Origin of the sequence: Streptomyces sp. NPDC057617 (assembly GCF_042800555.1) — a bacterium.
In the GTDB taxonomy this organism is placed as follows: domain Bacteria; phylum Actinomycetota; class Actinomycetes; order Streptomycetales; family Streptomycetaceae; genus Streptomyces.
Genome location: NZ_JBHVGV010000012.1, coordinates 203,363 through 226,347, shown reverse-complemented (window position 1 = coordinate 226,347; position 22,985 = coordinate 203,363). Strand labels below are relative to the sequence as shown.

Sequence of the window (22,985 nt, the reverse complement as noted above, 5' to 3'; positions counted from 1 at the left end):
CGACGGGCGTGTTCGCCGGAGTGATGTACAGCGACTACAGCGCGGTCCTCGCGAGCCCCGAGTTCGAGGGCTTCCAGGGCAGCGGCAGCTCACCGAGCCTGGCCTCCGGCCGGGTCTCGTACACCCTGGGCCTGGAAGGCCCGGCCGTGACCGTCGACACGGCGTGCTCGTCGTCCCTGGTCGCCATGCACTGGGCGATGCAGGCGCTGCGCAGCGGCGAGTGCTCGCTGGCGCTGGCCGGCGGTGTGACCGTCATGTCGACACCGTCGGTGTTCGTGGACTTCTCCCGGCAGCGCGGCCTCTCGCCCGACGGGCGCTGCAAGGCCTTCTCCGACGCGGCCGACGGGGTCGGCTGGGCCGAGGGCGTCGGCATGCTCGTCCTGGAGCGGCTCTCGGACGCCCGGCGCAACGGGCACGAGATCCTGGCCGTCGTACGCGGCAGCGCCGTCAACCAGGACGGCGCCTCCAACGGCCTGACCGCCCCCAACGGCCCCTCCCAGCAGCGGGTCATCCGGCAGGCGCTCGCGGCCGGCGGACTGACGCCCGAGGACGTCGACGCGGTCGAGGCCCATGGCACCGGCACCACCCTCGGCGACCCGATCGAGGCGCAGGCGCTGCTCGCCGCGTACGGGCGTGACCGCGACCCGGAGCGGCCGCTGCTGCTCGGCTCGGTGAAGTCCAACATCGGGCACACCCAGGCCGCCGCGGGTGTCGCGGGCGTCATCAAGATGATCATGGCGATGCGGTACGGCACGCTGCCCAGGACCCTGCACGCCGAGGCACCCTCCTCGCACGTCGACTGGTCCGAGGGCGCGGTGGAGCTGCTGACCGAGCAGACGCCCTGGCCCGAGACCGGCCGCCCCCGCCGGGCCGGGATCTCGTCGTTCGGCATCAGCGGCACCAATGTCCACACCATCATCGAGCAGGCCCCGGCGACCTCACGGGCGAAGACCCCCGCGCCGGCCGGACCGCGCCCCGCCGCCGTGCCGTGGCTGATCTCCGGCCGTACCCGGGACGCCCTGCGCGGCCAGGCGGCCCGGCTGCTCTCGTACGTACGGGAGCGCCCCGGACTCGACCTGCTGGACGGCGCCTTCTCGCTGGCCACCACCCGCTCGCAGTTCGACCAGCGGGCCGCCGTCGTCGCCACCGACCGCGACACCCTGCTCAGGTCGCTGGCCGCGCTGGCCACCGACCGCCCCGACGCCGCGCTCGTCGAGGGCGAGGCGGCCCGGCGCGGCAGGACGGCGTTCCTGTTCACCGGCCAGGGCAGCCAGCGGCCCGCCATGGGACGCGAACTGTACGAGCGGTACCCGGTGTTCGCCGAGGCCCTCGACGAGATCGCCGCCGTACTCGATCCGCTGCTGGACCGCCCGCTGCGCGAGGTGCTGTTCGCCGCCCCGGACACCGCCGAGGCGGAGCTGCTCGACGAGACCGGCTGGACCCAGCCGGCGCTGTTCGCGGTCGAGGTCGCGCTGTTCCGGCTCGTACGGTCCTGGGGTGTCAGGCCGGACCATGTGGCGGGTCACTCGATCGGTGAACTCGCCGCCGCCCATGTCTCGGGCGTGCTGTCGCTCGCCGACGCCTGCGCCCTGGTCGCGGCCCGCGCGAAGCTGATGCAGGCGCTGCCCTCCGGCGGCGCGATGGTCGCCGTGCAGGCGAGCGAGGAGGAGATCACCCCGCTGCTGTCCGGACTGTCCGAGCGGGTGTCGGTCGCCGCCGTCAACGGCCCGGACTCCGTCGTCCTCTCCGGCGACGAGGACGCCGTCCTGGAGATTGCCGCCTCCTTCAAGGACCAGGGGCGCAAGACCAAACGTCTGCGGGTGAGCCATGCCTTCCACTCGCCGCGCATGGCCGGGATGCTCGACGCGTTCCGCACCGTCGCCGGGCAACTCACCTACTCCGCCCCCGAGATCCCGCTGATCTCGAATCTGACCGGCACCCTCGCCACCGCCGAGCAGATCTGCTCCCCCGAGTACTGGGTCGCCCATGTCCGGGAAGCGGTCCGCTTCGCCGACTGCGTACGGACCCTGCGCGACGCGGGCGTGACCACCTTCCTGGAGCTGGGCCCCGGCGGGGCGCTCTCCGCGATGGCGCGGGACACCCTCGGCGACTCCGACGACGCTGCGCTCGTCCCGCTGCTCCGGGCCGACCGTACGGAGGAAGTCGCCGTCACCACCGCGCTGGCCCTGCTCCAGACGCACGGCGCCGCATCGGACTGGCGGGCCTACTTCGCGGACAGCGGCGCCCGGCGGGTGGACCTGCCGACCTATGCTTTCCAGCACGAGTTCTACTGGCCGCAGCTCACCCGGCCGGGCCTCGCCGAGGCCCCGGCAGAACCGGGGGACCAGCGCCTGTGGGCCGCCGTGGAGCGCGGCGACGCCGACGAACTCGCCACGATCCTCGGCCTCGGCGAGCAGGACCACGACTCCCTCGGCTCCCTGCTGCCCGCGCTGACCTCCTGGCGGCGCGGCGCGAAGGAGAAGACCCTCCTCGACTCCCTGCGCTACCGCACCGAGTGGACCGCGCTGCGCAGGCCCGCCGCCCCCGTCCTGGACGGCACCTGGCTCCTCGTCACCACCGACGCCGTCGACGAGACCCTCCGCGACGAACTGACGGGCGCGCTCGGCGCGCACGGCGCCCGCGTACGCACGCTGGTCCTCGACGCCTCGTGCGCCGACCGGGCCGTCCTCGCCGAACGGCTGCTCGCCGTCGAGGAGTACGACGGCACGGCCGGCGTCCTGTCCGTACTGCCGCTCGACGAGCGGCCGAGCGCCGCGTACCCGCCGCTCACCGACGGTCTCGCCCTGACGGTCGCACTCGTCCAGGCACTGGGCGACACCTCCGCGCGGGGACGGCTCTGGACCGCCACCCGGGGCGCCGTGTCCACCGGGCCCGGCGACCCGCTCACCCACCCCGCCCAGGCCACCGCCTGGGGCCTCGGCAGGACCGTCGCGCTGGAGTACCCCCGGCTGTGGGGCGGACTGGTCGATCTGCCGGAGACCTTCGACCAGCAGGCCGCGCAGCGCCTGGCCGGACTGCTCGCCACCAAGGACACCCCCGACGGCGAGGACCAGGTGGCGCTGCGCGCCTCCGGCGTCAGCGGCCGCAGGCTCGTCCGCCATCCGGTCGAAGAGCTGCCCGCCGCCCAGGAGTTCACCGCCCGCGGCACCGTGCTCATCACCGGCGGCACCGGCGGCCTCGGCGCCGAGGTGGGCCGCTGGCTGGCCCGCTCGGGCGCGGAGCACCTCGTACTGACCAGCAGGCGCGGCCCGGACGCGCCAGGCGCCGCGGAACTCCGCGCCGAACTGGAGGAGTCGGGCGCCCGCGTCACCATCGCCGCCTGCGACGCCGCCGACCGCGACGCGCTCGCCGCCGTACTCGCCGCCGTCCCCGACGGACTCCCGCTCACCGGAGTGGTGCACACCGCGGGCGTCGGCCAGTACGGGCCGCTGGCCGACACGGGACTCGCCGAATTCGCGGATCTGACCTCGGCGAAGCTCGCCGGGGCCGCCCATCTCGACGCCCTCCTCGGCGACCGGGACCTCGACTTCTTCGTCCTCTTCGGCTCCATCGCCGGAGTCTGGGGCAGCGGCGGCCAGAGCGCCTACGGCGCCGCCAACGCCTATCTCGACGCGCTCGCCGAACACCGCCGCGCCCGCGGTCTCACCGCCACCTCGGTGGCCTGGGGCCCCTGGGCCGAAGCCGGCATGGCCGCCGACGAGTCCGTCTCCGGCACCTTCCGGCGCCAGGGCCTCGGCTTCCTGGAGCCCGGCCCCGCCATCGCCGAACTGCGCCGCGCCGTGCTGGTCCAGGACACCACCGTCACGGTGGCCGATATCGACTGGGAGCGCTACGCGCCGGTCTTCACCTCCGCCCGCCCCAGCGCCCTGCTCGCCGGCCTGCCCGAGGTACGGACACTCGCCGAGACCGCCGGGGACCAGGCCGCGGACACCGGCAGCGCCTCGGAGTTCGCCACCCGCGTACGCGCCCTGGCCGAGCCGGAGCAGACCCGCCTCCTCACCGATCTCGTACGGTCCGAGGCCGCGGCCGTCCTCGGCCACAGCTCCGCCGACGGCGTCCCGGAGGCCCGCGCCTTCCGCGACATCGGCTTCGACTCGCTCACCGCCGTCGAGCTGCGCAAGCGGCTGGCCGGAACCACCGGTCTCACCCTGCCCAGCACCATGGTCTTCGACTACCCGACCCCGCTGGAGCTGGCGGACTATCTGCGCGCCGAGATCCTCGGCGCCGTGCTGGAGGTCGCGGGCCCCGTCGCCACCGGCGCCGCCGACGACGAACCCATCGCCATCATCGGTATGAGCTGCCGCTTCCCCGGCGGGGCGGGCTCGCCCGAGCAGCTCTGGGACCTGGTCGTCCAGGGCGCCGACGCGGTCAGCGAGTTCCCGGTCAACCGCGGCTGGGACGCCGAGGGGCTCTTCGACCCCGACCCGGACCGGCAGGGCCGTACGTACTCGACGCGCGGCGGATTCCTGCACGAGGCCGACGCGTTCGACCCCACGTTCTTCGGTATCTCGCCGCGCGAGGCCCTGGTGATGGACCCCCAGCAGCGGCTGCTGCTTGAGACCACCTGGGAGACCTTCGAGCGCGCCGGAATCGACCCGGCGGCCACCCGGGGAAGCCTCACCGGCACCTTCATCGGCTCCAGCTACCAGGAGTACGGGCTCGGCGCCGGCGACGGGGCCGAGGGTCACATGGTCACCGGCAGCAGCCCCAGCGTCCTGTCCGGCCGGCTCTCGTACGTCTTCGGCCTGGAGGGCCCCGCCGTCACCGTCGACACGGCCTGCTCGTCGTCGCTGGTCGCCCTGCACCTCGCCTGCCAGTCCCTCCGCAACGGCGAGTCGACGATGGCCGTCGCGGGCGGCGCCACGATCATGACGACCCCCGCGCCCTTCGTCGCCTTCAGCAGGCAGCGGGCCCTCGCCCAGGACGGCCGCTGCAAGGCCTTCTCCGACGACGCGGACGGGATGACCCTCGCCGAGGGCGTCGGCATCCTGCTGGTCGAGCGGCTCTCCGACGCGCGGCGCAACGGACATCCGGTCCTCGCGGTGATCCGCGGCTCGGCGATCAACCAGGACGGCGCGTCCAACGGCCTGACCGCCCCCAACGGCCCGTCCCAGCAGCGCGTCATCCGCCAGGCACTGGCCAACGCCGGACTGTCTCCCGACGAGGTGGACGCCCTGGAGGCGCACGGCACCGGCACCCCCCTCGGCGACCCGATCGAGGCCCAGGCCCTGATGGCCACGTACGGCAGGGAGCGCGACCCCGAGCACGCCCTGCTGCTCGGCTCGGTCAAGTCGAACATCGGGCACGCCCAGTCCGCCGCCGGTGTCGCCAGTGTGATCAAGATGGTGATGGCACTCCGCAACGGCGTGCTGCCGCGCACCCTGCACGCGGACAATCCGTCGTCGCACGTTGACTGGTCGTCGGGCGCTGTGCGGCTGCTGTCGGAGGCGGTGGAGTGGCCGGACACGGGACGCCCGCGCCGGTGCGCGGTCTCGTCCTTCGGCATCAGCGGCACCAACGCCCACACCCTGCTCGAACAGGCCCCGGAGGACGAGGAGTCCGCGGAGTCCGCGCCCGCCGTCGAGCCGGTGCCGGTCGCGGGCGGCGCGCTGCCCTGGGTCGTGTCGGGCCGGACCGGCGCGGCGCTGCGCGAACAGGCCGCGCGGCTCCTCTCGTACATCGAGAACCGGGAACCCGGGCTCAGGCCGCTCGATGTGGCCCACTCGCTGGTCGCGTCGCGCGCCGCCTTCGAGCACCGCGCGGTGCTCGTCCCGGCCGGGGACCAGGACCACATGGAGGCGCTGCGCGCGATCGCGACGGACGGCCCGTCGGCCGCGGTCGCCCGGGGTGTCGCCGATGTCGAGGGCAGGACGGTGTTCGTCTTCCCCGGGCAGGGGTCGCAGTGGGCGGGCATGGGTGCCCAACTCCTCGATGAATCAACGGTGTTCGCCGATCGCATTGCCGAATGCGCGGCGGCGCTGGGCGAGTTTGTCGACTGGTCGCTGGTGGATGTGCTGCGCGGGGCCGAGGGCGCTCCGACGCTGGAGCGGGTCGACGTGGTGCAGCCCGCATCGTTCGCCGTGATGGTGTCGCTCGCCGCGGTGTGGCGTTCGTACGGTGTGGAGCCCGCGGCGGTCGTCGCCCACTCGCAGGGGGAGATCGCCGCCGCCGTGGTGTCCGGGGCGCTCTCGCTCCAGGACGGTGCGCGGGTGGTGGCGCTGCGGAGTCAGGCGATCGGGCGCCGGCTGGCGGGGCGTGGCGGGATGATGTCGGTTCCGCTGCCGGTCGGTGAGGTCGAGAGCAGGCTGGAGGCCTGGCCGGACCGCATTTCCATCGCTGCCGTGAACGGCCCGCGCTCCGTGGTCGTCTCGGGTGAACCGGGGGCGCTGGACGAGCTGTTCGCCGAGCTGACCGCCCAGGAGGTACGGGTCCGCCGTATCGCCGTCGACTACGCGTCGCACTCGGCGCAGGTCGAGGATCTGCGGGACGAACTCCTCGATGTGCTGGAGCCGGTGCGTCCTCAGACGTCTCAGGTCCCGTTCTTCTCGACGATGACCGGTGCGTGGCTGGACACCGAGGAGATGGACGCGGGCTACTGGTTCCGCAATCTGCGGCAGCGCGTCCTCTTCGCCGACGCCGTCCGTGAGCTGCTGGGCGCGGGCCACCGTACGTTCGTCGAGGTCAGCTCGCACCCCGTACTGTCCATGTCCGTACAGGACATGATCGACGAGACCGGCGAACCGGGTGTCGCCGGCGGCACACTGCGCCGCGACCACGGCGGCTTCACGCGCTTCCTGCTCTCGGCCGCCGAGCTGTATGTCCGCGGGGTCGAGTTCGACTGGGGCGCGCTCTTCACGGACACCGGCGCGCGGCGGGTGGATCTGCCGACCTATGCCTTCCAGCGCGAACAGCTCTGGGCCGTACCGCCGGAGCCGGAGCGGGCGGTCGCCTCGGACCCCGCCGACGAGGAGTTCTGGGCGGCGGTGGAGCAGGAGGACGTCTCCGCGCTGACCTCGGCGCTCGGCGCGGACGAGGGATCGGTGGCGGCGGTGCTGCCCGCGCTGTCGTCGTGGCGCAGGTCGCGCAAGGACCGTACGACCGTCGACTCCTGGCGCTACCGGGAGTCCTGGAACCCGGTGACCAGCCTGCCGCGCGCCCAACTGGCCGGCACCTGGCTGGTGGTGTCCGCCGAGGGCACCGACGACACCGAGATCGTGGCCGCGCTGAGCGGCCAGGGCGCGGAGGTACGGCGGCTGGTCCTGGACGAGCTGTGCGTGGACCGCGAGATCCTCGCCGGGCACCTGACCGGGCTCGAAGAGATCGGCGGGATCAGCGGAATCGTCTCGACGCTCGCCGCCGCCGAAGAGCCGGGCACCCTGCACCCCGGGCTGTCCCTCGGACTGGCCCTGACCGTTGCGCTGGTGCAGGCGCTGGGCGATGTCGACGTGGACGCGCCGCTCTGGTTCCTGACCTGGGGCGCTGTCTCCACGGGCCGCTCCGACGAGATCACCTCGCCCGTTCAGGCGCAGGTCGCCGGAGTGGGCTGGACGGCCGCGCTGGAGCATCCGCAGCGCTGGGGCGGGGTCGTCGATCTGCCGCCCGCGCTGGACGAACGGGCCGCGAGCCGGCTCGTATCCGTCCTGGCCGGAGCCCTGGGCGAGGAGGACCAGCTTGCCATCCGCTCCTCCGGCGTGTTCACCCGCCGTATCGTCCGCGCCGCCGCCGGCGAGCGGTCACCCGCCCGCGACTGGACCCCGCGCGGCACCACCCTCATCACCGGCGGCTCCGGAACCCTCGCCCCGCACCTCGCGCGCTGGCTCGCCGCCCAGGGCGCCGGACATCTCGTACTGACCAGCCGACGCGGCATGGACGCCCCGGGGGCGGCCGAACTCGTCGCGGAACTCGCCGAGTCGGGCACCGAAGCCGTCGCGGTCGCCTGCGATGTGACCGACCGGGACGCGGTCGCCGCACTGCTGGCAGGACTCAAGGCCGAAGGCCGTACGGTACGGACCGTCGTCCACACCGCCGCGCTGATCGAGCTGTACCCGCTGGCCGAGACCACCCTCGACGCCTTCGCCCGGGTCATGCACGCCAAGGTGGCGGGCGCCCGGGTGCTGCACGAACTCCTGGACGACGAGGAGCTGGACGACCTCGTCCTCTACTCGTCGACCGCCGGTATGTGGGGCACCGGCGCGCACGCCGCCTATGTGGCGGGCAACGCCTATCTCGCCGCGCTCGCCGCCCACCGCCGCGCCCGCGGGCTGCGCGCCCTGTCCCTCTCGTGGGGCATCTGGGCCGACGACCTGAAGCTCGGCCGCGTCGACCCGCAGTCGATCCGGCGCAGCGGCCTGGAGTTCATGGACCCGCAGCTCGCCCTCAGCGGGCTCAAGCGCGCCCTGGACGACGACGAGACCGTCCTCGCGGTCGCCGACATCGACTGGGACACCTACTACCCCGTCTACACCTCCGGCCGCCCCACCACGCTCTTCACCGAGGTGCCCGAGGTACGGAGGATCACCGAGGCCGCCGAACGGTCCACCGGCACGGCCGCCGAAGGGGAGTTCGTGGCGCGGCTGCGCGCGCTCTCCGGCGCCGAGCAGGAGCGGCTCCTGCTGGAGACCGTCCGTACGGAGGCCATGGCCGTCCTGGGCCTGTCGTCCGCCGACGCCCTGCCGGACCAGCGCGCCTTCCGCGATGTCGGCTTCGACTCGCTCACCGCGGTCGGGCTGCGCAACCGGCTGGCGTCCGTCACCGGGCTGACCCTGCCCACCACCATGGTGTTCGACCACCCCAGCCCCGCCGCGCTGGCCGCCTTCCTCAGGTCCGAGATCGCGGGAGCCGGGACGGCCGCCGGGGACGCGGGCACGACCGCCGCGCTCTCCGCGGCCGACGACGACCCCATCGCCGTCATCGGCATGAGCTGCCGCTACCCCGGCGGCGTCAGCTCCTCCGCGGAGCTGTGGCGGCTGGTCAGGGAGGGCGGCGACGCCATCTCCGGCTTCCCCGCCGACCGCGGCTGGGACGCCGAGAAGCTCTACGACCCGGACCCCGACCGGCAGGGCAAGACCTACTCCGTCCAGGGCGGATTTTTGCGCGACGTCGCCGACTTCGACCCCGGCTTCTTCGGGATCTCGCCGCGCGAGGCGGTCTCCATGGACCCGCAGCAGCGGCTGCTCCTGGAGACGGCCTGGGAGGCCTTCGAACACGCGGGGATCGACCCGCTGGCCCAGCGCGGCAGCATGACCGGCACCTTCGTCGGTGCCAGCTACCAGGACTACGCCTCCGCCGTGCCCAACACCGCGGAGGGCTCCGAGGGCCACGCCATCACCGGCACCCTCTCCAGCGTCCTGTCCGGCCGCGTCTCGTATCTCTTCGGCTTCGAGGGCCCGGCGGTCACCCTCGACACCGCCTGCTCGTCCTCGCTCGTCGCGATGCATCTCGCCTGCCAGTCACTGCGCGACGGCGAGAGCTCCCTCGCGCTGGCCGGCGGGGTGAGCATCATGTCCACCCCGCTGTCCTTCGTCGGCTTCAGCCGGCAGCGGGCCCTCGCCACCGACGGGCGCTGCAAGGCGTACGCCGACTCCGCCGACGGCATGACCCTCGCCGAGGGCGTCGGCCTCGTCCTGCTGGAGCGCCTCTCCGACGCCCGCCGCAACGGCCACCAGGTACTGGCCGTGGTACGCGGCAGCGCCGTCAACCAGGACGGCGCGTCCAACGGCCTGACCGCCCCCAACGGCCCGTCCCAGCAGCGGGTCATCCGCCAGGCTCTCGCCAACGCCGGACTGCGGCCCGCCGAGGTCGACGTCATCGAGGGGCACGGCACCGGCACCGCGCTGGGCGACCCCATCGAGGCGCAGGCCCTGCTCACCACGTACGGGCAGGACAGGGACCCGGAGCGCCCGCTGCTCCTCGGCTCGGTCAAGTCCAACATCGGTCACACCCAGATGGCCTCCGGCGCCGCCAGTGTGATCAAGATGGTGATGGCGCTCCAGGAGGGCGTCGTACCGAAGTCCCTGCACATCGACACCCCGTCCTCGCACGTCGACTGGTCGTCGGGCGCCATCGGCCTGCTGACCGAGGAGACGGCCTGGCCGGAGACCGGGCGTCCCCGGCGCGGCGCCATCTCCTCGTTCGGTCTCAGCGGCACCAACGCGCACGCGATCCTGGAGCAGGCACCGGCCCCCGACCCCGCGCCCGTCGAAGCGCCGGAACCCGAAGCGGTGCCCGGCGCCGTGCCCGTACTGGTCTCGGCCCGGAGCGAAGCGGCGCTGCGCGCCCAGGCCGGCCGGCTGCTGGCCCTGGTGGAGGAGCGGCCCGGCACCCGACTCGTCGACCTCGCCCACTCCCTGGCCACCTCACGGGCGAGCCTGGACCACCGGGCCGCCGTGGTGGCGGAGGAGCGCGACGAACTGCTGCGCGGACTGCTGGCGCTGCGCGACGGACTGCCGGGACCCGGAGTGGTCCAGGGCGGTACGGGCCGTGGCCGTACGGCGTTCCTGTTCACCGGACAGGGCAGCCAGCGTCCCGGCATGGGACGTGAACTGTACGAGCGGTTCCCCGCGTTCGCCGACGCGCTCGACGCCGTGCTGGCCCATGTGGACGGCGAACTGGACCGCCCGCTGCGCGAGATCATGTTCGCGGCCGAAGGGTCGCCCGAGGCCGCGCTGCTGGACCGGACCGCGTACGCCCAGCCCGCGCTGTTCGCCATCGAGGTCGCGCTGTTCCGCCTCGCCGAGTCCTGGGGCCTCACCCCCGACTATCTCGCCGGGCACTCCATCGGCGAACTCGCCGCCGCCCACGCCGCCGGCGTGCTCTCCCTGGCGGACGCCTGCGCCCTGGTGGCCGCGCGCGGCCGGCTGATGCAGGCGCTGCCCGAGGGCGGCGCGATGATCGCGGTCCAGGCCACCGAGGAGGAGGTCCTGCCGCTGCTCGCGGAAGTCTCCGACCAGGTCTCGGTCGCGGCCGTCAACGGGCCCGCCTCGGTGGTCGTCGCGGGCGCCGAGGACCCCGTCCTGGACATCGCCGCGGCCCTCGGCGCCGAGGGCCGCAAGACCAAGCGGCTCCGGGTCTCGCACGCCTTCCACTCGCCGCTGATGGACGCCATGCTCGACGACTTCGCGCAGGTCGCGCGGAGCGTCATCTACCATCCGCCGGTCATCCCCTTCGTCTCGAACGTGACCGGGGCGCTCGCCGACGCCGACCAGGTGTGCACCCCCGAATACTGGGTCCGCCATGTCCGTACGGCCGTACGCTTCGCCGACGGGATCGCCTGGCTGTCGGAGCGGGGCGGCGTACGGACCTTCCTGGAACTCGGCCCCGACGGCGTGCTCTGCGGCATGGCCCGCGAGAGCCTGCCCGACGACTCCCGTACCGCACTGCTGCCGCTGCTGCGGGCCGGCCGTCCCGAGGTCCGGGTCCTCACCACCGCGTTGGCGGGCGCCCAGGCCAACGGCGCGGACATCGACTGGGCCGCCTACTTCGCGGACAGCGGAGCGCGCCGGATCGAGCTGCCGACGTACGCCTTCCAGCGCGAGCGCTACTGGCCCGAGGCCGCGGCCGACGACGCAATCGGTTCCGGGACCGGTGCGAATGCGCTGGACGCCGAGTTCTGGTCGGCGGTGGAACGCGACGACGTGACCGAACTGGCCGCCACGCTCGGCCTGGACGACACCACGGTCACCACGATGGTCCCCGCCCTCACCGCCTGGCGGCGCCGCCGCGGCGAGCAGTCCGCCGTGGACGGCTGGCGCTACCGGGTCACCTGGAAACCGAGGTCCGGCTCCACCTCACCCGCCGTCCTGTCCGGCCGCTGGCTGGTCCTGGCCCCGGCCCGTACGGAGGATGCAGCGTGGGCGGCCGAGGTCGTCGCCGCGCTCGGTACGGAGACCGTCCTCGTCGAGGTCACCGGCACCGACGACCGGGCCGCGCTCACCGCGCGACTGGGCGAACTGCGGGGCGAGGAAGCCGAGTTCGCGGGCGTCCTGTCCCTGCTGGCCCTCGTCGGCCACGACGGCGCCGCCCACCCCGAGGTGCCCGCCGCCCTGACCCTGACGGCCCTCGGTGCCCAGGCCCTCGGTGACGCCGGGATCGACGCGCCGCTGTGGAGCGTCACCCGCGGCGCGGTGTCCGTCGGCCGCTCCGAGCATGTGATCAGCCTCGACCAGGCCGCCGTCTGGGGACTCGGCCGTACCGTCGCCCTGGAGCGGCCCGGCCGCTGGGGCGGCTCCGTCGATCTGCCCGAGCGGCTCGACATCCAGGCCGCCCGCCGGTTCAGGAGCGTCCTGGCCGGAACCGACGGCGAGAACGAGACGGCCGTACGTGCCTCCGGCGTGTTCGTACGGCGTCTCACCCACAGCCCCGCCCCCGACCGTTCCCCGGCCGGACCCGCGGGCGGGCGGCGCCCGTTCGGCCCCGACGGCACCGTCCTGATCACCGGCGGTCTCGGCGGACTCGGCGGGCATGTCGCCCGCCGGCTCGCCCACGACGGAGCCGGCCATCTGCTGCTCGCCGGACGGCGCGGCGAGGCCGCCCCCGGCTCCCCGGAAACCCGCGCCGAACTGGAGGAACTGGGCGCCCGCGTCACCGTCGCCGCCTGCGATGTCGCCGACCGCGACGCCCTGGCCGCCCTGCTCGCCGCCATCCCCGACGACGCCCCGCTCACCGCCGTGATCCACACGGCCGGAGTCGTCGAGGACACCACCGTGGACGCGCTGACCCCGGACGCCTTCACCGCCGTACTCCGCTCCAAGGTCGTCGCGGCCCGCCACCTCCACGAGCTGACCGCCGACCTGGACCTCGCGGCGTTCGTCCTGTTCTCGTCCACCGCCGGGGTCATCGGCGCGGCGGGCCAGGGCAACTACGCCGCCGCCAACGCCTATCTGGACGCCCTCGCCGAATACCGGCGCGCACACGGCCTCACCGCGCTCTCCCTCGCCTGGGGCCCCTGGGCCGGATCCGGCATGGTCGCCGGCACCGCAGAGATCGAGAGCCGGGTACGGCGCGGCGGATTCGAACCCCTCGCGCCCGAGCCCGCCGTACGCGCCCTGCTCCTGGCGGTCGAGCACGACGACACAGCACTCGCCGTCGCCGACATCGACTGGAGCCGGTTCACGCGCGCCTTCGCCGCGACCGGGCCGCTGCCGCTCGTCGCCGATCTGCCCGAGGTACGGAGGGCCGCGACGCCCGCCGACGGCACCGCAGCCGGGGAGCCCGAGCTGCGGCAGCGGCTCGCCGCCCTGCCCGAGGCCGAGCGCGCCGGACATGTGCTCGATCTGCTGCGCACCCAGGTGGCCGCCGTCCTCGGCCACTCCGACGCACGGGCCGTCGACGACGACCGGGCCTTCCGCGATCTGGGCTTCGACTCGCTGACCACCCTCGAACTCCGCAACGGACTCGCCGCGTCCACCGGGCTGAGCCTGCCCGCGTCCCTCGTCTACGACCTGCCCACCCCGCGCGAACTCGCGGACCATCTGCTCGCCGAACTGCTCGGCTCGCTGCCCGAGACCGCCGCGCCCGTGACGGCGGGCAGACTGCTGGACGACGACCCGATCGCCGTCGTCGGCATGGCCTGCCGCTTCCCCGGCGGCGCCGACTCGCCCGAGGAGCTGTGGCGACTGCTCGACGAGGGCAGGGACGGCATCACCGCCTTCCCGGCCGACCGCGGCTGGGACATCGAGGCCCTCGGCGCGGGCGCCTCGGACACCCTCGAAGGCGGATTCCTCACCGGCGTCGCCGACTTCGACGCCCGCTTCTTCGGGATCTCCCCGCGCGAGGCCCTCGCGATGGACCCGCAGCAGCGGCTGCTCCTGGAGACCACCTGGGAGGCGCTGGAGCGCGCCGGTATCGACCCCTCCGCGCTGCGCGGCTCCGCCACCGGCGTCTTCGTCGGCACCAACGGCCAGGACTACGTGGACGTCCTGCGCCGCTCCGCCTCCGACGTACGGGGCTACGCGGCCACCGGCAACACCGCCAGCGTCATGTCGGGTCGGCTCTCCTACGCGCTCGGCCTGGAGGGCCCGGCCGTCACCGTCGACACCGCCTGCTCGTCCTCGCTGGTCGCCATGCACTGGGCCGGCAAGGCGCTGAGCGCGGGGGAATGCTCGCTGGTGATCGCGGGCGGAGTCTCCGTGATGTCGAGCCCCGACTCCTTCGTCGAGTTCTCCACCCAGGGCGGGCTCGCCCCCGACGGGCGGTGCAAGGCGTTCTCCGACAGCGCCGACGGCACCGCCTGGTCCGAGGGCGTCGGCATCCTGGTGCTGGAGCGGCTCTCCGACGCCGTACGGAACGGGCACGAGGTCCGCGGCATCATCCGCTCCACCGCCGTCAACCAGGACGGCGCGTCCAACGGGCTCACCGCCCCCAACGGCCCGTCCCAGCAGCGCGTCATCCGCCAGGCCCTCACCGACGCCGGACTGACCCCCGCCGACATCGACGCCGTCGAGGCGCACGGCACCGGCACCACCCTCGGCGACCCGATCGAGGCACAGGCCCTGCTCACCACCTACGGCCGCGACCGGGAGCGCCCGCTGCTGCTCGGCACGGTCAAGTCGAACATCGGGCACACCCAGGCGGCCGCCGGAGTCGCCGGCGTCATCAAGATGCTGCTCGCCATGCGGCACGGCACCCTGCCCAAGTCCCTGCACATCGGCACCCCTTCGGCACATGTCGACTGGTCGGCGGGCGAGGTCGAGCTGCTCACCGAGGCCCAGGAGTGGCCGGAGACCGGCCGCCCGCGCCGGGCCGGAGTCTCGGCCTTCGGCGTCAGCGGAACGAACGCGCATGTCATCGTCGAGCAGGCACCGGTCGCGGAGCCGGAAGCGGTCGCGGATGAGACCGTGACCCCCGGCGTGGAGCCGGCCGTTGTGCCCTGGATCGTCTCCGGCAGGACCCGTGAGGCGCTCCAGGCCCAGATCGACCGGCTCACCTCCTTCGCCGCCCAGCACCCCGGACTGTCCCCCCTGGACATCGGCCGCTCCCTCGCCACCGACCGTACGGTCTTCCCGCACCGCGCGGTCCTGCTCGCCGGCGCCGACGGCGTACGGGAGAGCGCCCGCGGAGCGGCGGGCCGCGCGCCCGGCAGGTCGGCGTTCCTCTTCTCCGGCCAGGGCAGCCAGCGCGGCGCGATGGGCCGGGAGCTGTACGACAGGTTCCCGGTCTTCGCCGAAGCGCTGGACGCGGTCCTCGCCCATCTCGACACCGAGCTGGAATTCCCGCTGCGCGAGGTGCTGTTCGCCGATCCCGGCACCTTCGAGGCGGAACTGCTCGACGAGACCGGCTGGACCCAGCCCGCGCTCTTCGCCGTCGAGGTGGCGCTCTTCCGGCTCGCCGAATCATGGGGCCTGACCCCGGACTTCGTCGCCGGGCACTCCATCGGAGAGATCACCGCCGCCCATGTGGCGGGTGTGTTCTCACTGGAGGACGCCTGCCGTCTGGTGGCGGCCCGCGCCTCCCTGATGCAGGCCCTTCCGCAGGGCGGCGCGATGGTCGCCGTCCAGGCCACCGAGGACGAGATCACCCCGCTGCTCGGCGAGAACGTGTCGATCGCGGCGCTCAACGGGCCCGAGGCGCTGGTCGTCGCCGGTGCCGAGGACGCCGTCCTGGAGATCGCCGAGCGCCTCGCCGCCGACGGCCGCAGGACCAGGAGGCTGCGGGTCTCGCACGCCTTCCACTCCCCGCTGATGGACCCGATGCTCGCGGACTTCGCCCGGGTCACCGAGACCCTCACGTACCACGAGCCCCTGCTCCCGGTGGTGTCCAACCTCACCGGTGAACTGGCCACCGCGGACGAACTGCGCTCGCCCGCCTACTGGGTACGGCATGTCCGTGAGGCCGTACGGTTCGCCGACGGGGTACGGACCCTGCGCGACGCTGGCGTCACGGCCTTTGTGGAGCTGGGCCCCGACGGAGTGCTCTGCGCCATGGCCGGGCAGAGCCTGGACGGAGCCGATCCCGCGCCCGTGCTGGTGCCGCTGCTGCGCGCGCGCCGGAGCGAGGAAGAGGCCGTGGTCGCGGCCCTCGCCACGCTGCACACGCATGGCGCGGGACCGCGCTGGTCCGCCTTCTTCGAGGGCACAGGCGCGCACCGGGTCGAGCTGCCGACGTACGCGTTCCAGCGCGAGCGGTACTGGCCGGAGGCCGCCGTACCGCTCGCGGACGGTGCCGAAGGCGGCGCGCCGGACCCGGTGGACGCCGAGTTCTGGTCGGCGGTGGAGCGGGAGGACCTGGAGTCGCTGGCCGCCTCGCTCGACCTGGACGGCGAGACCGTGACCACGATGGTGCCCGCGCTCTCCGCATGGCGCCGCCGCAGGAACGAGCGGACGGCGGGGGCGAACTGGCGATACCACGAAAGCTGGACCGAGCTGTCGGACTTGCCCGGACTCTCCGCCGCCCCTGAACGCATGGGCAACTGGCTGGTGCTCGTACCGGCCGGCGAGCAGGACGAGTGGACGGCCGCCGCCGTCGAGGCGCTGGGCCCGGACACCGTACGAGTGGAAGTGGACCTCACCGCCGACGGCCACGCGGCCCTGCGGGAGCGGCTGGCATCGGCTGCCTCGGAGGCGGTCTCCGAGCGGGCGGACGGGACCGGTTTCGCCGGGGTCGTCTCGCTGCTCGCCGCCGGAACCGATGACCTGCCCGCCGGCTCGGCCACGCCCGCCGTCCTGCTGTCGGCCCTCGACGGGGCGGGCATCGACGCCCCGCTGTGGTGCGTCACCCGGGGAGCCGTCTCCGTAACCCCGTCCGAGCCGCCGCACAACTCCGCACAGGCCACCGTCTGGGGCCGGGGCCGGGTCGCCGCGCTCGAACACCCGGACCGCTGGGGCGGGTTGATCGACCTTCCCGAGTCGCTGGACGAGCGGGCGCGCGCCGCCTTCGCCGCCGCTCTGGCTGGACGGGACGGCGAGGACCAGATCGCGGTCCGTGCCACCGGAGACTTCGGCCGGCGCCTGGTCCGTACGGCACCTGAAGCCCCCGGGGCATCCGAAGCATCCGCCGAGGGCGGCTTCTGGCGGCCCTCCGGCACGGTGCTCATCGTCGGCGGTACGGGGACGATGGGCGCCCGGGCCGCCCGCAGGCTGGCCCGCGAGGGTGCCCGGCATCTCGTACTGACCGGCCGTCACCCCTCCGATCTCGCCGGATCCGAGGCGCTCGAAGCCGAGCTGAAGCAGCTCGGCGCCACGGCCGCCCTGGCCGTCTGCGACCTGGCCGACCCGGACGCGCTGACCGCGCTCCTCGCCACCGTCCCCGAGGACGCGCCGCTCACCGCGGTGATCCACGCCGAGGAGCCGGAGGACGATTCCGAAGCCGCGCTCGCGTCGGCACTGGCCGGAGTGGTCCAGCTCGACGCGGTCCTCGGCGACCGGCCGCTGGACGCCTTTGTCCTGTTCGGCTCGATCGCCGGAGTCTGGGGCGTACGGGGCCGGGACACCGAGGCAGCCCTCGGCGCCTTCCTGGACGCCTTCGCCCGGCAGCGCCGTGCCCGGGGCGCCACCGCCCTCTCGGTCGCCTGGGGCGCCTGGACGGATGCCGTCGACCACTCAATGGCCGCGCATCTCCGGATGAACGGGCTGCCCGTCATGGACACCGACGCGGCGCTCACCGCGCTCGGCCGGGCCGTCGCCGACGGCAGGGCCGCGGTCACCCTGGCCGATGTGCGCTGGGAGACCTTCGCACCCGCCTTCACCGAGGCCCGCCCCAGCCACCTGTTCGCGGACCTGCCCGAGGCCCGCACCGCCGTCGAGGCGGCGGCCCGCGACCGTGCGGAGGAGCTGTCCGGGTCGGGGGCCGGTACGTACCGGCAGTGGCTGCTCGGACTGCCCGCCACCGAGCGCGCCGACGCGCTGCTCACCCTGGTCACCGAGAAGGCCGCCGTCGTCCTGGGCCACCCGGACACCGCCGCGGTCGAGTCCGATCTGCCCTTCCGTGACCTCGGCTTCGACTCGCTGACCGCCGTCGATCTGCGCAACCAGCTCAAGGAGGCGACCGGGCTCGGGCTGCCCGCGACCCTCGTCTTCGACCACCCCACCCCCGCCGAACTCGCGGCGGAACTGCGGACGTTGCTGCTCGGAGAGGCCCCCGCCACCATCGCACCCGTCGCGGCTTCGGTGCAGACGGGCAACGACCCTGTTGTCATCGTCGGCATGGCCTGCCGCTACCCGGGCGGTGTCGGCTCCCCCGAGGACCTGTGGCGGCTCGTCACCGAAGGCACCGACGCCGTCGGCGACTTCCCCACCGACCGCGGCTGGGATCTCGACACCCTGCTCGGCGGCCCGCCCGAGGGCGGACGCGGACGCAGCGCCACCGGCCGGGGCGGATTCCTCTACGACGCGGCCGACTTCGACCCGGGCCTGTTCGGTATTTCGCCGCGCGAGGCGATCGTGATGGACCCGCAGCAACGTATCGTCCTCGAAGCCGCCTGGGAGGCACTGGAGCGCGCCGGCATCGACGCGGCGACCCTGCGCGGCACCACCACCGGCGTCTATGTCGGCGGCGGCAGTGGCGACTACCGGCCGCCCGCCGAGGCGGGCCAGTGGGAGACCGCGCAGTCCGCGAGCCTCCTGTCAGGACGGCTGGCGTACTCCTTCGGTCTCCAGGGCCCCACGGTCTCCGTGGACACCGCGTGCTCCTCGTCGCTGGTCGCGCTGCATCTCGCGGCCCAGGCCCTGCGGTCCGGCGAGTGCTCGATCGCGCTGGCCGGCGGGGTGACCGTGATGGCGACCCCGGCGGGCTTCGTGGAGTTCAGCGCGCAGGGCGCGCTCTCCTCCGACGGCCGCTGCAAGGCGTTCTCCGAAGCGGCGGACGGCACAGGATGGTCCGAGGGCGTCGGCATGCTCGTCGTCGAGCGGCTCTCCGACGCCCGCCGCAACGGCCACCACGTACTGGCGGTCCTGCGCGGCTCGGCGATCAACCAGGACGGCGCCTCCAACGGGCTGACCGCGCCCAGCGGCCCCGCCCAGCAGCGGGTCATCCGGCAGGCGCTCGCCAACTCCGGTCTGTCGCCAGCCGATGTGGACGCGGTGGAGGCGCACGGTACGGGGACGAAGCTCGGTGACCCGATCGAGGCGCAGGCGCTGCTCGCCACGTACGGCCAGGACCGCGACCCGGAGCGCCCGGTGCTGCTCGGCTCGCTCAAGACCAACATCGGTCACACCCAGGCGGCTTCGGGTGTCGCGGGCGTGATCAAGATGGTGATGGCGATGCGGCACGGCACCCTGCCGAAGTCGCTGTACGCCGAGACCCCGACCTCCCATGTCGACTGGACGGCGGGCGCTGCCCGGCTGCTCACCGAGCCGGTCGCCTGGCCGGACTCGGGCCGCCCGCGCCGCGCCGGGGTCTCCTCGTTCGGCGCCAGCGGTACGAACGCGCACCTGATCCTGGAACAGGCACCGGACCCCGAGTCGGAGGCTCCGGCCGACGGTCGCCGGGCCACCACCCTGCCGGTGCTGCTCTCCGGCCGGACCGAGAACGCGCTGCGCGCCCAGGCCCGCCGCCTCCTCGCCCGCATCACCGAGCACCCCGGTCTCGACCTGACCGACCTCGCCTTCTCGCTCGCCACGACCCGCTCGGTCTTCGAGCACCGGGCCGCCGTGACCGTCACCGGACGTGACGCGCTGCTCGACGGTCTCGCCGCCCTGTCCGAGGGCAACACCCTCGCCCAGCTCGCCGAGCACCGGGTGGAGAAGACCGGCAAGCGCGCCGTCCTCTTCTCCGGTCAGGGCTCGCAGCGGCTCGGCATGGGCCGGGAGCTGTACGAGCGGTTCCCGGTCTTCGCCGAGGCCCTGGACTCCGTACTGGCCGTGCTGGACGGGGAGTTGGAGCGCCCGCTGCGCGAGGTGATCTGGGGCGAGGACGCCGGAGCCCTCAATGACACGGGCTTCACACAGCCCGCGCTCTTCGCGATTGAAGTGGCGCTGTTCCGGCTGGTGGAGTCGTGGGGGGTGACCCCGGACTTTGTGGCCGGACACTCGATCGGCGAGATCGCCGCCGCCCATGTGGCCGGGGTGTTCTCGCTGGAGGACGCCTGCCGGCTGGTCGTGGCCCGCGCGAAGCTGATGCGGGCGCTGCCCACCGGCGGTGCGATGGTCGCAGTCCAGGCCACCGAGGACGAGATCACCCCGTTCCTCACCGACCGGGCCGACCGGGTGTCGATTGCCGCGCTCAACGGCCCGACCTCGGTGGTGATCTCGGGTTATGAGGACACCGTGCTGGAGGTGGCGGCCGAACTGGAGAAGCGGGGCCGCAAGACCAGCAGGCTGCGGGTCTCGCACGCCTTCCACTCCCCGCTGATGGACCCGATGCTGGACGGCTTCCGCGCGGTCGCCGAGGGGCTCGCCTACCAGGCGCCTCGTATTCCGGTGATCTCGAATGTGAGCGGTGCTCTCGCCACTGCCGAGGAGCTGTGCACCGCCGAGTACTGGGTACGGCATGTCCGCGAGGCCGTACGGTTCGCCGACGGCGTCCGGACGATGGCCGGGCGCGGGGTCACCGCCTTCCTGGAGCTGGGCCCCGACGGGGTGCTCGCCGCGCTGGCCCAGGAGTCGGCCCCGCCGGCCGCCCTGGCCGTACCGGTCCTGCGCAAGGGCAGGGACGAGGAGACCACCCTGGTCACCGCAATGGCCCGGCTGCATGTGCACGGGGCCGGACCGCGCTGGTCCGCGTTCTTCGCGGACACCGGCGCGCGATGGGTCGATCTGCCGACGTACGCCTTCCAGCACGGCCGGTTCTGGCCCGACACCGCGCCGGCCGACGCGCAGGCGCCACAGACACCGGAGACCGCCGCGACGGACAAGGCGTTCTGGGAGGCCGTGGAGCGGGAGGACTTCGCCTCGCTCGAATCCACCCTGGACGTCGAGGGCGACGCCCTGTCGAAGGTGCTTCCCGCGCTGCTGGACTGGCGCCGGCAGCGCGACGACGAGTCGGTCGTGGAGGGCTGGCGCCACCGGGTCGTCTGGAAGCCGGTGGCCGGCGCCTCCCTCGCGCACCGCAAACCGCTGACGGGAACCTGGCTCGCCGTCGTCCCGGCGGAACTGGCCGAGGACGCCTGGGTGTCGGCGGCGCTCGACGCGCTGGGCACCTCGGTCGTACGGGCCCCGGTCGGCGCCCCCGACCGGGCCGCACTGGCCGCGGAACTCAGGGCCCTGGGCGACAACGCCCGTACCGGCAGCTCCCGTACCGACAGCGTTGGTACCGACGGCGCTGGTACCGACGGCGCTGGTACCGACGGCGCGCCCTTCGCCGGAGTCGTCTCGCTCCTCGCCCTGCGGGACTCCCTGGCGGGCGGCGTGCCCGAGGGGACGGCCCTCACCGCCGTTCTGCTCCAGGCACTGGGCGACGCCGGAATCGGCGCCCCGCTCTGGTGCCTGACCCGGGGCGCGGTCTCCACGCACCGTACGGACGAACCCCGCCACCCGCTCCAGGCCGCCGTCTGGGGTCTGGGCCGGGTCGCCGCGCTGGAGTATCCGGAGCGCTGGGGCGGGCTGATCGATCTGCCCGAGACGCTGGACGAGCGGACGGCCGCCGGGCTCACCGGTGTGCTGGCCGGACTCGACGGGGAGGACCAAGTGGCCGTACGGGCCTCCGCCGTCCTCGCCCGGCGGCTGGTCCGGGCACCCGGCAACCGCCCGGCCCGTACCTGGGACCCGGACGGCACCGTACTGATCACCGGCGGCACCGGAGCCCTCGGCGCCCATGTCGCCCGCAGGCTCGCCCGCGACGGAGTCCGGCACCTGGTGCTGCTCAGCCGCCGCGGCCCCGGGGCACCCGGCGCGGACGCGCTGCGCGCCGAACTCGAAGGGCTCGGCGCCCGGGTCACCCTCACCGCGTGCGACGCCGCCGACCGCGGCCAAGTGACCGCCGTCCTCGCGGACATCCCCGACGAGCACCCGCTGACCGGCGTGGTGCACACGGCCGGGGTCCTCGACGACGGAGTGCTCGACCGGCTCACCCCGGAGCGGTTCGCCCCGGTCTTCCGCGCCAAGGTCACCTCGGCCCTGCTGCTCGACGAACTGACACGCGGCCTGGACCTCACGGCCTTCGTCCTCTTCTCGTCCGCCTCCGCGGCCGTGGGCAACCTCGGCCAGGCCAACTACGCTGCGGCCAACGCGGTCCTCGACGCCCTCGCCGAACGGCGGCGGGCCCAGGACCTCCCGGCCACCTCTATCGCCTGGGGAGCCTGGGGCGGCGGCGGAATGGCCGAGGGCGCGGGAGCCGACGAGGCCGCCAAGCGCGCCGGAATCGGCGCCATGGACCCGGAGCTGGCCTGCGAGGCGCTGCTGCGGCTGGTCATGGAGGCCGAACCGACCGCGGTGGTCGCCGAAGTCGCCCTGGAGCACTTCGTGGGCGCCTTCGGCGCGAACCGCCCGAGCGCCCTGCTGCGCGAGTTCCCCGGCTACCGCGACATGGTCGCCGCCCGGGCAGCCGCCCCCACCGGCGGTGCGGACGGCGGCGGCCTGCGGGACCGGCTCCTGGCCATGACCGCGAACCGGCGTCTCGAAACGGTCGTGGAGCTGGTCCGTACCCGGGCCGCCCAGGTCCTGGGCTACCCGGACACGGACGCCGTCGGCGCCGAACGGTCCTTCCGGGACCTCGGAGTCGACTCGCTCGGAGCCGTGGAACTGCGCAACCAGCTCAATACGGCCACCGGACTGAGCCTGTCCGCGACGCTCGTCTTCGACCATCCCACCCCCACCGCCCTCGCCGAGCACGTCCTGCGGCAGCTCCTGCCCGACGACACTGCCGCCGTCGGCGACGGCACCGGGACCGATGCCGAGGAGGCGGAGATCCGGGCCCTGCTCGCCTCCGTTCCCCTCGCCCGGCTCCGGGACATCGGCGTACTGGAGCCACTGCTCCAGCTCGCCGGCCGGGGCGGTACGGCCCCGGCCGAAACCGAGGAATCCGGCGAGGCCATCGACTCGATGGCCGTGGCAGACCTGGTGCGGGCCGCGCTCAACGGCCAGTCCGACCTGTAG

1 protein-coding gene (cut by a window edge) is annotated in these 22,985 nt (G+C 74.0%); it reads left to right on the top strand.

All coding sequences use genetic code 11. From position 1 onward, the window contains the following. Positions 1-22,985: the 3' portion of a type I polyketide synthase gene (locus ACFU9P_RS27445; protein ID WP_384085698.1), read on the top strand. 5,632 nt of this gene lie to the left of the window's left edge; 22,985 of the gene's 28,617 nt are visible here — the last part of the coding sequence; its start codon lies off the left edge, out of view; its stop codon occupies positions 22,983-22,985.